The organism is Bradyrhizobium sp. JHI2711 (assembly GCF_056156565.1).
In genome coordinates this window covers 654,679-664,599 of sequence record NZ_JBPZPT010000004.1, presented here as the reverse complement: position 1 = coordinate 664,599, position 9,921 = coordinate 654,679, and the positions used below count along the sequence as shown (strand labels likewise).

General features: G+C 64.1%; 9 protein-coding genes. 2 read left to right on the top strand and 7 right to left on the bottom strand.

The genetic code is table 11. The features are described from left to right. On the bottom strand, window positions 1-1,401 hold a 1,401-nt coding region (locus ACTEK7_RS30650), incomplete at its 3' end, for a M10 family metallopeptidase (protein ID WP_474810353.1). 196 nt (window positions 1,402-1,597) lie between these two features. Between ACTEK7_RS30650 and ACTEK7_RS30645 the strand changes: the two genes are divergently transcribed. Both ACTEK7_RS30645 and ACTEK7_RS30640 read left to right on the top strand, forming a co-directional pair. Further along, on the top strand, window positions 1,598-1,900 hold the full coding sequence (locus ACTEK7_RS30645; RefSeq protein ID WP_036007447.1) for a hypothetical protein: 303 nt from the start codon (window positions 1,598-1,600) through the stop codon (window positions 1,898-1,900). A gap of 118 nt (window positions 1,901-2,018) precedes the next feature. Next, window positions 2,019-3,212 (top strand): CaiB/BaiF CoA transferase family protein, encoded by a 1,194-nt coding sequence (locus ACTEK7_RS30640; protein WP_225148177.1) that lies wholly within the window; start codon window positions 2,019-2,021, stop codon window positions 3,210-3,212. Window positions 3,213-3,299: 87 nt separating this feature from the next. Here the strand turns inward: ACTEK7_RS30640 and ACTEK7_RS30635 are convergent, their stop codons facing one another. From ACTEK7_RS30635 to ACTEK7_RS30610, 6 genes are all read right to left on the bottom strand, one after another. Continuing rightward, window positions 3,300-4,166 (bottom strand): outer membrane protein, encoded by an 867-nt coding sequence (locus ACTEK7_RS30635; RefSeq protein ID WP_057028690.1) that lies wholly within the window; start codon window positions 4,164-4,166, stop codon window positions 3,300-3,302. A 168-nt stretch (window positions 4,167-4,334) separates the two neighbouring features. Next, complete coding sequence (locus ACTEK7_RS30630) at window positions 4,335-5,852, bottom strand: tripartite tricarboxylate transporter permease (protein WP_225148176.1); 1,518 nt, start codon at window positions 5,850-5,852, stop codon at window positions 4,335-4,337. Window positions 5,853-5,868: 16 nt separating this feature from the next. After that, window positions 5,869-6,411 (bottom strand): tripartite tricarboxylate transporter TctB family protein, encoded by a 543-nt coding sequence (locus tag ACTEK7_RS30625; RefSeq protein ID WP_225148175.1) that lies wholly within the window; start codon window positions 6,409-6,411, stop codon window positions 5,869-5,871. Between the two features lie 216 nt (window positions 6,412-6,627). Continuing rightward, window positions 6,628-7,602 carry a Bug family tripartite tricarboxylate transporter substrate binding protein gene (locus ACTEK7_RS30620; RefSeq protein WP_225152439.1) on the bottom strand — a complete coding sequence of 325 codons (975 nt, stop codon included), beginning with the start codon at window positions 7,600-7,602 and terminating at the stop codon, window positions 6,628-6,630. Window positions 7,603-7,757: 155 nt separating this feature from the next. After that, window positions 7,758-8,555 (bottom strand): enoyl-CoA hydratase/isomerase family protein, encoded by a 798-nt coding sequence (locus ACTEK7_RS30615; protein ID WP_225148174.1) that lies wholly within the window; start codon window positions 8,553-8,555, stop codon window positions 7,758-7,760. Window positions 8,556-8,612: 57 nt separating this feature from the next. Then, complete coding sequence (locus tag ACTEK7_RS30610; RefSeq protein WP_036029042.1) at window positions 8,613-9,812, bottom strand: pyridoxal-phosphate-dependent aminotransferase family protein; 1,200 nt, start codon at window positions 9,810-9,812, stop codon at window positions 8,613-8,615. Window positions 9,813-9,921 lie beyond the last annotated feature (109 nt).

Here is a 9,921-nt window from a genome sequence, read left to right as displayed (position 1 = left end):
GTAATTGGCCGTGTCCACCACATTGCCTTGGTATTTCAGCGTTGGGCCGGTGCCGGTCGAGATGTTGTTCAGATAATAGTTGCCGCCGGACCGGAACACGCTGGTCGACCCGAACGCCTCGATCGTTGTCGAAACGAGGCTGGAGCTGGCTACCGTGCCATCCCCAAACCGAAAATATTCGGTGCCGGTGACGGTATCGGTGCCGTCAGGCGATCCGCTGCGCAGGTCAACGAGGGTGAAGGTCTGTGTCGCAGCGTTGTAGGAAATGGTGTAGTTGGCCCGGCTGCCCGAATACACTGCGGTGTCCGTGCCTGAGCCGCCGTTGATGGTGTCGCTGCCCGCACCGCCGGTGATCGTGTCGTTGCCGCCGGCGCCGTTCAGCGTGTTGGCGATGGCGTTGCCGATGATCGCGTCGTTGCCGGACCCGCCGATGGAGTTGTCGATGTAGGAGCGCGCGTCGCCGTTGTAGAGATAGGCGTTGTAGACGTTGCCCGATGCATAATGGCCATTGCCGAGATAGGCCAGCTGCACGGAGGAGAACACCGACGAGGCGCCGGGATTGAGGTTGATGCTCAGGTTGGTCGTGTAGTTGGACAGGTCGTAGGTATCGACGCCGCCGCCGTCCCAGACGGTCTCGTAGATGCGATTGGCCGAGCCGCCGACGCCGCCGCCCGGCGCGAGCTGCCCGACGCCGTTGATGAACTGCTGCCCCGTGGTCGGATTCCAGGTGTAGACGGTGTTGCTGCTCTGCGTCGTGTAATCGGCGCCGTACATCGTCTGGAGCGCGAGGATATCGTTCGCCATGTAAGTCTGCGAATATCCGTAGGCTTCGTTGGTGTAGCCGCCCGTGGTCGAAGCGCCGACATAGCTGCGATAGCTCATGACGGTGTATTCGCTGCTGTCATGCGCGCTCGGCACCGCAACGTTGCCGGGGCCGCCGGCCTCCTGGCTGTGCTTGAGGCCGATCGCGTGTCCGAGCTCGTGCAGCGCAGTGGTGAAGTAGTAATTGCCGAGCTTGGCCAGCGAGAAATTGTATTGAGTCCCGAACCAGATGTCGCCGCCGGGCGCATAATTGCCGGGATAGTAGGCGTAGGCAGTCGGATTGGCGGCCGGCGACTGCGCAATCATGAGGTCGGCGCCGTTCGTGCCCGCATATTGGATGTTGGCGTTGGTGTAGCTCAGGATCAATCCGACGGCGTAGTTGATCGCCGCCTGGATCTGCGTGGGCACCGAGGCAAAGCCCGAGGTGGTTGGCTCGCCGCTGCCGCCGGAATAAGGATTCGAATAGTCACTCGGCGCGTCAGGAAAGCTGTAGGTGATCGTGCCTGACCATTTGACGCCGGACAGCAGGCCGTCAATCTCGGCATTGTTGGTGGCACTGACATAAACGGCGGTGGCCAATGGACTCTCCAAACAACGCGTCGTGTGATTCGCCGCGGGGGCACATGATTCTAGCTAGAGAGTTAAACGTTTGGTTTAAATGGGGCAGCGGCGTTTGCGCTGCTCCCATAAGGCCGTGTTAGCCATTAAATCCCGTAGTCATACGGAACGGCAGCATAGAGTTTCGTTCCCGGAACACCGTGATTTGCAGGGTTTCATGAAACGACGCACACTCCCGGCCAGCCTGTTTGGCGCCTTGATTGCGCTTGCTGGACTGTCCCATCAACCTCTCGGAGGACTGCCCGTGATGGTGGAGAAGGCCAAGGCAGACGACAGCAGCAAGCGAGGGCGCGCGCCCTCCATGCCGATGGCGCGAGATCCTGCCGCTGCGGTGGCAGAGGAATATGAAGCTGCCCGCCGGAAGGGAACGCGGGAGGCCCTTGAACTCTTCATTGCGCGCCATGGCGATGATCCCCTTGCCGCGCAGGCGCGGGCCGAATTGAAGCGCCTGTCGCGCTGATCTCGCAGACAGCGCCTCAGGCAAGGCATTTCAGCAGGCGGCATCGGCGCCGGCCCGGCTTGTCGCGTGATCTCTGGGCACTATGGTAGGCGCCCAATCTGTCCCGGAGCCTTTCACGATGCCCTTCCCGCATGCCTCGGAAGCCCTGTCGCGCTTCACCGTGCTCGATCTGACCCGTGTCCGCTCCGGGCCGACCTGCGTGCGGCAGCTCGCCGACTGGGGCGCCAACGTCGTCAAGATCGACGCTCTGACCGAGGATGCCGGCGGCGAGCAGCCGGGCGGGCCGCGGCGCGGTTCCGACTTTCAGAATTTGCACCGCAACAAGCGGGCAATGACGCTGAACCTGAAGGACGAGCGCGGGCTCGCGGTGTTCAAGCGCCTCGCCGTCAAGGCCGACGTCGTGGTCGAGAATTTCCGGCCCGACGTGAAGAAGAAGCTCGGCATCGACTACGACAGCCTCGCCACGATCAACCCGCGCATCGTCTATGGCAGCATCTCCGGCTTCGGCCAGGACGGCCCCTACCACAAGCGGCCGGGCTTCGATCAGATCGCGCAAGGCATGGGCGGGCTGATGTCGATCACCGGCGCGCCGGGCGAAGGCCCGATGCGGGTCGGCATCCCCGTCGCCGACCTCAGTGCCGGTCTGTTTTGCGCGATGGGCATCCTCACCGCCCTGCTCGAGCGCGAGGTCTCGGGCAAGGGCCAGTGGGTGCAGACCTCGCTGCTGCAGGCCCAGATCTTCATGCTCGACTTCCAGGCCGCGCGCTGGCTGATGGAGAAGGAGGTCGCCAAACAGGCCGGCAACAACCATCCGACCAGCATTCCGACCGGCGTGTTCAAGACCTCCGACGGCTACATCAACATTGCCACCACGGGCGGGCGGATCTGGGAGCGCTGTGCGCAGGCGATCGGCGCGCCCGAGCTCTACACTCATCCCGACTATGCGACGGCTCCCGCCCGCTCCAGGAATCGCGATGCGCTCAACGCCGAGATCGAGAAGCGCACCGTGACGAAGTCAACCGAGACCTGGGTCCGCGAGCTCAACGAGGCCGGCGTGCCCTGCGGGCCGATATACGCCATCGACCAGATGTTCGAGGACGCGCAGGTCAGGCATCTCGGCATTGCGCAGGACGTGCCGAACGATGAAGGCCGGCATATTCGCCTGGTCGGCCAGCCCGTGACGCTGTCGCGCACGCCAAGCAGGATGGTGGTGCGGCCGCCGGAATTCGGCGAGCAGACCGACGAAGTGCTGAAGGAGTTCGGCTTCGGCGCGGACGAGATTGCAGGGCTCAGAGACGCCAAGGTGGTGTGAATCTCACGCGTCCCGTATGCAACGACAAAGCCCGGCGCGAGCCGGGCTTTGTTTATTGTTAGACGCCTCTTTTGTGATCCAGCTCGCTCAGTACTTCGCGACGACCGGGCCACCAAATTGATAGTTGATGCCGGCGCGCAGGATGTGGTCGGTGAAGCGAGAGGAAGCACTGGCCGCAATCGTGGGCAACGGCGCCAGCGAGAACGGACCTGACGAGAACCGGCCCAGATCCACATAGAGATATTCGAGCTTGGCGCTCCAGTTCTGAGTGATCTTGCCTTCCACACCCGCACCCACGGTCCAGCCGACCCGCGTGTCCGACGAAGAGCTGGTCGAGGCGACCGCGACACCAGCCGGGGTGAAGCCGACGATGGTGCCCGTGGTCTTGATCTCGCCGAAGGCCACGCCGCCGGTGCCATAGAACAGCACTTTCGGCGTCGCCAGAATGCCGACGCGGCCGCGCACCGTGCCAAACCATTGCAGATGCTGGTCGAGCGTCAGAGTGGTGCCGGCAGCAGCGCCGGGGGGCAGAAAGGTCAAGCCGGGAAGACAGGCGCCGCCTGCAAGGCTGGTGGGGGCGCAGCTGAAGCCGGCCCGTCCCTTCTCGTCCGACCAATTCAGGTCGCCCTCGATGCCGAACACCCAATTCGTGCTCTGCCAGTTGTAGCCGGCCTGGCCACCGGCGACGGCGCCGTTCATGTCGAACGAGGCGCTGGTGACGGATCCGGCCGGCGGCACGATCACCGCACCGGTCGCTGTGTTGGTGTAGGTGACGTCAGTGCGCGAACGGCCCCAGCTGTAGCCGCCGTTGGCGCCGACATAGAAGCCGGTCCAGCTCCAGACCGGATCGACGATAGGCGCCTTGACATACGGCTTTGCCGCGAGATCGGCGGCCAGCGCGCCGGTCGCAAACAGCGACATCGCGGCCGCCATTCCAATCACTACCCGCTTCATAGAGAATTCCCCCTTGCACGATCTTGTGATCGAAATATACCCGCCTCCTCGCCCAAGAGCTGTGCCGCCGCGGCAACATTCGGAAACAATCGGACACGCGGTGGTATCCCGACCGAAAAACTACCTTACATATAAACCATTGATTTCAAAAAAGATTAGCCCAGCGCCCTAGACCGATGTCGCCCTGGTCCCATGCGTCAACCCGACACGGGCGAGGAGGTGGTCGATCACCGGCCAGAATAGCAGCACAATCGCCAGGGTTGTGATCGAGCCGACCAGGCCGTTCGACCAGAACACCTTCAGGGTGCCGCCCGAGCCGATCATCGACAGGCGGAAGGCATCCTCAGCGCGGTTGCCGAGCACGAGCGCCAGGGTGAACGGGGCCAGCGGAATGCCGATCTTCTTGAAGACGTAGCCCACCACGCCGAAACCCAGCATCAGCCAGATGTCGAACATCGCGTTCTGGATGGCATAGGCGCCGATCGCGCAGGATACCACGATCATCGGCGCCACCGCCGCGAACGGCACGCGCAGGATCGAGGCGAAGATCGGCACCGTCGTCAGCACCAGCACGAGGCCGACGACGTTGCCGAGATACATCGAGGCGATCAGGCCCCAGACGAAATCCTTGTGCTCGACGAACAGCAGCGGCCCCGGATTGAGACCCCACACCATCAGCCCGCCGAGCAGGATCGCGGCCGTGCCCGAGCCGGGAATGCCGAGCGCCAGCATCGGCAGCAGCGCCGAGGTGCCGGAGGCATGCGCCGCCGTCTCCGGCGCGAACACGCCCTCGATGCGGCCCTTGCCAAAACTCTCGGGCTCCTTGGCGAAACGTTTTGCCAGATTGTAGCCCATGAAGGAGGCCGCGATCGCACCGCCGGGGGTGATGCCGAGCCAGCAACCGATGAAAGAGGAGCGCAGCAGCGTCACCCAGTATTTCGGCAGATCCTTCCAGACGCCGAGCACGACGCGCAGCGAGATGCTAGCCGCATGCCCGCGCAGCGCAAGGCGCTCCTCCATCGTCAGCAGGATCTCGCTGATGCCGAACAGGCCGATGACGGCGACCAGGAAGTTGATGCCGCGCAAGAGCTCCGGCGAGCCGAAGGTCATGCGCAGACTGCCGGACACCGTATCCATGCCGATGCCGGCTAGCAGCAGGCCCAGCGACATCGAGATGACGGTCTTGTGCTTGGCTTCGCGCCCGAGGCCGACGAAGGAGCAGAAGGTGAGGAGATACACCGCAAAGAACTCGGGCGGGCCGAACTTCAGCGCAAAGGACGAGATCATCGGCGCGAGGAAGGTGATCAGGAGCACCGCGACCAGCGAGCCGACGAAGGAAGAGGTGAACGCCGCAGTCAGCGCCTCCGCCGCCCTGCCCTGCTGCGCCATCGGATAGCCGTCGAAAGTGGTCGCGACCGACCAGGCTTCGCCCGGGATGTTGAACAGGATCGAGGTGATGGCACCGCCGAACAACGCGCCCCAATAGATGCAGGACAGCATCACGATGGCCGAGGTCGGGTCCATCGTGAAGGTCAGCGGCAACAGGATCGCAACGCCGTTGGGACCGCCGAGCCCGGGCAGCACGCCGACGAAGATGCCGAGCACCAGCCCGACCATCATCAGCACGAGCGTCTTCCACGTCAGCAGGACGGCAAAGCCGTGGAGTAGGAGACCGAGAGCTTCCATCGCGCGGGGGCTCCGCCTAGCGGCCGAGGGCCGCTTCGAGCGGCCCCTTCGGCATGATGACGTCGAAGGCGACATCGAAGGTGACGAACATGATCGCCGTGAACGCGAACGCGGTGAGCAGCGACTTCCACAACGCGATCCGGCCGACCAGCCGCATGAAGCCCGCGATCAGGAGAAAGCTCGCGACATAGAGGCCGAGGAACTGCGTCGCCAGGCAGAACAGCGACGTCGGCACGAACACAGCCAGCACGCGGCGGCCTTGCGCGCGCGTGACGAAGGTTCCGGGCGAGACGCGCCGCGCCAGCAGCGCGGCGATCAGGCCGTAGAGGCTGCCGCCGGCGAGAATGACGGACAGATAGAACGGGAAATAGCCGGGCTCCGGCCCGGTCGCATCCCAGGACGCGCCGGTGCGCCAATTGTCGTAGCCGAGCGTGACCGCGAGCGCGAGCAGCAGCAGGCAGACGACGATCTCGATCGTGCCGGAAGAGACGACGGAAGGGGAATCGTCTTCGGGCGCGGTGGGATCCTCGACGACGATTTCGATATCGGTTTGGGACATGGGCTCAGATGCGAGGCTGGGGATTGTGCATCTCTCCCCGTGCTGACGGGGAGAGGCAGAGGCCGGATCCGCGGCCGTTTTCTAAGATGCCGAAGCGAAGCTTCGGCTATGGCAAATCGCCGGGTGAGAGGCTCTCTCTACGAGCTCAACTCGTGGAGAGAGCCCCTCACCCTGCCCTCTCCCCGCAAGAACGGGGCGAGGGAGAAGAAGAGAGAGCTACTTCGCGACGAAGCCGGCTTCCGTCATCAGCGACTTGTTCAGCGCATCGTCCTCCTCGAGGAACTGCACCATGTCCTTGCCGGAGAGGAAGATCGGCTTCAAGGCCTGCTTCTCCATGTAGTCCTTGTACTCCGCGGTCTGCGTCACCTTGTGGAACAGATCGACGTAGAACGCCTGCTGCTCCGGCGTGACCTTGCCGGGCAGGAACATCGCGCGCAGCATCAGATATTGCACGTCGACGCCCTCCTCCTTGCAGGTCGGGATGTCGGCCCAGGACTGGGTGTCGGTCACCTTGGTCGTATAGGCAATGCGCTCCCTGTCGAACACGCAGAGCGGACGCACCTGGCCGGCGCGCCAGACCTCGAGATTTTCGGATGGGTTGTTGACGTTGGCTTCGGTGTGGTTGCCGACCAGCTGGGTCGCGGCCTCGCCGCCGGATTTGTAGGGCAGATAGGAGAATTTCGCGCCGGTCTTCTGCTCCAGGAACACGGTGAGCACGTGGTCCTCGCGCTTGGAGCCGGTGCCGCCCATCTTGAACGGCGCGCTCGCAGCCTTGGCGGCCGCGACGAAGTCCTTCAACGTCTTGGGGCCCGCGCTGTTGTCCCACAGCACGAACTGGTCGAGCGCCACCACGGAGACCGGCGTCAGCTCGCGCCAGTTGAACGGGATCTTCGCCGACAGCGGCAGCATGTAGATCAGCGAATAGGCGATCAGCACCTTGTTGGGGTCGCCCTCGCTGGACTTCATGTACATCAGCGCTTCCGCGCCGGAGGCGCCGCCCTTGAGCGAGACCACCATCGGCTGCTTCATCAGATTGTTCTTCTGGATCGCGGCCTGCATCATCCGGGCCATCTGGTCGGAGGCACCACCCGCGCCCGCCGCCACCACGATCTCCACCGGTTTCGTCGGCTCCCAGGCCGCAACGGCCGGCGTGCTCAACAACAGCGCCGTCGCAGCGCCGAGGGCTTTCACTGGAATTCGCACGAGTTTCGTCCCCTGATGTTTTTTGAGTTGTAGTTGCGGAAAATTCTATCACTGCATAGTGCGGATTAATCCTGTAGAGTTCAAGCAGACGGGCAATTGCGCGCATATGACTTTCGACTGACGGAGCCGAAAGCCCGTGAGACTTATTTGCCCTTCCAGACCGGCGCCCGCTTGTTGAGGAAGGCGTCCATGCCCTCGCGGAAATCCTCGCTCATATAGGCTTTCAGGATCAGGTCCTCGCCTTCCTCGCGCGAGAGCGTGCGGCGGATGCGGCGCACCGCTTCCTTGGTCGCTTCCAGCGTCAGCGGCGCGTGGCTGGCGACGAGCCTTGCGGTCTCGTCGGCGCGGCGCTGCAGCGTCTCCACGTCAGGCACGATTTCATTGAGCAGGCCGAGCGCCAGCGCCTCCTGCGCCTCGACCAGGCGCGCCTTGAAGATCATATCCTTGGTGCGGGCGGGACCGACCAGCGCGACGACGCGGCTGATGTTCGACATCGACAGGCAGTTGCCGAGCGTGCGCGCAATCGGAAAGCCCATCCGCGTCGTCTCGGTGCCGATGCGAAGATCGCAGCAGGCCGCGATCCCTGCGCCGCCGCCGGTGCAGGCGCCGGCGATCGCCGCGATCACCGGCACGCGGCACTGCTCGAGCGTGCCGAGCACGCGATCGATGCGCGCCTCGTAGTCGAGCGCATCCTGCGCGGTCTTGAAGGCGCGGAATTGCGAGATGTCCGTGCCGGAGGCGAACGCCTTGTCGCCCGCGCCGGTCAGGATCAGCGCCTTGATCGAACGGTCGACGTTGATCTCCTGGCATATCTCCGCCATGCGGTCATACATGGCGAAGGTCATGGCGTTGCGCGCCTGCGGGCGGTTGAAGGTGATCCGCGCGATGCCGTCCGTGACGGAGTAGAGCAGGTCTTCGTTGGCAGTCGTCGGTGCGTTCATCGCGCGCTCACTTTCTTCACTACAGTTCAGTCAGGCCGCCCTCAGGCAACCTGAGCCTTAGGCGACTTGAGCCTTGGTCATCGGCACCACGTCGCGTCCCTTCAGGACGTCCATGGCCGCCAATACGCCGCCGCTCCGATGCGGGATCTTTGCGAGGTCGAGGCCCATCTCGACGCCGGCGAGCGTGCCCATCAGCATCAGATCGTTGAAATGGCCGATATGGCCGATGCGGAACACCTTGCCCTTGACCTTGTTCAGGCCGGTGCCGAGCGACATGTCGAAGTTTTCCAGCACCACCTTGCGGAAGGCGTCGGCATCAAAGCCCTCGGGCACGCGCACGCCGGTCAGCGCCGGCGAATGCGCGGCGGGATCGGCACACTGCGTCTCGAGGCCCCAGACCTTGACCGCAGCACGCGTCGCGGCGCTGTGGCGCTTGTGGCGGGTCCAGACGTTCTCCAGCCCCTCCTCCTCCAGCATCTTCACCGCTTCGCGCAGGCCGTAGAGCAGGTTCGTTGCGGGCGTGTAGGGGAAGGTGCCGAGCTTGTTGAAGCTGATGACCTCCTGCCAGTCCCAGTATGAGCGCATGCCGGGGTTGGCCTTGGCGACCGCGAGCGCCTTCTCCGAGACCGCGTTGAAGCCGAGGCCCGGCGGCAGCATCAGGCCCTTCTGCGAGCCCGCGACCGAGACGTCAATGCCCCAGGCGTCGTGCTCATATTCCATCGAGCCGAGGCCGGAGATGGTGTCGACCATCAGCAGCGCCGGATGTTTGGTGCGGTCGAGGATCTTGCGCACCTCCAGCGGCGGCGTCACGCAGCCGGTCGAGGTCTCGTTGTGCACGACGCAGACCGCCTTGATGGCGTGCTGCTTGTCGGCGGCAAGGCGCTTCTCGATCTCCGCAAGATCGGCACCATGGCGCCAGTCGCTCGGGATGAAGTCGACATCGAGCTTGAACTTGTCGGCGATGCCGCGCCACAGCACGGCGAACTGGCCGGTCTCGCACATCAAGACCTTGTCGCCGGGCGCGAACACGTTGACCATCGCCGCTTCCCAGGCGCCGGTACCGGACGAGGGGAAGATGATCACGGGCTGCTTGGTGCGGAATACGCGCTGCATTGCGGCAAGCACGGCAAAACCGAGCTCGGCGAACTCCGGACCGCGATGGTCCAAAGTCGGCATATCCATCGCCCGCAGCACCCGATCGGGCACGTTGGTCGGTCCTGGAATCTGTAAGAAATGCCTTCCAGTATGCACGGTCATCGGCGTCCTTCCCGGTCTTGCCTTGGTTTGGTGGGCGCCGAATAGCACCATTTGACCGGCTTGTCCTCTCCTCCAAAGGGCCCCTCGGGCATAGCGGGCCGGCCTGCCC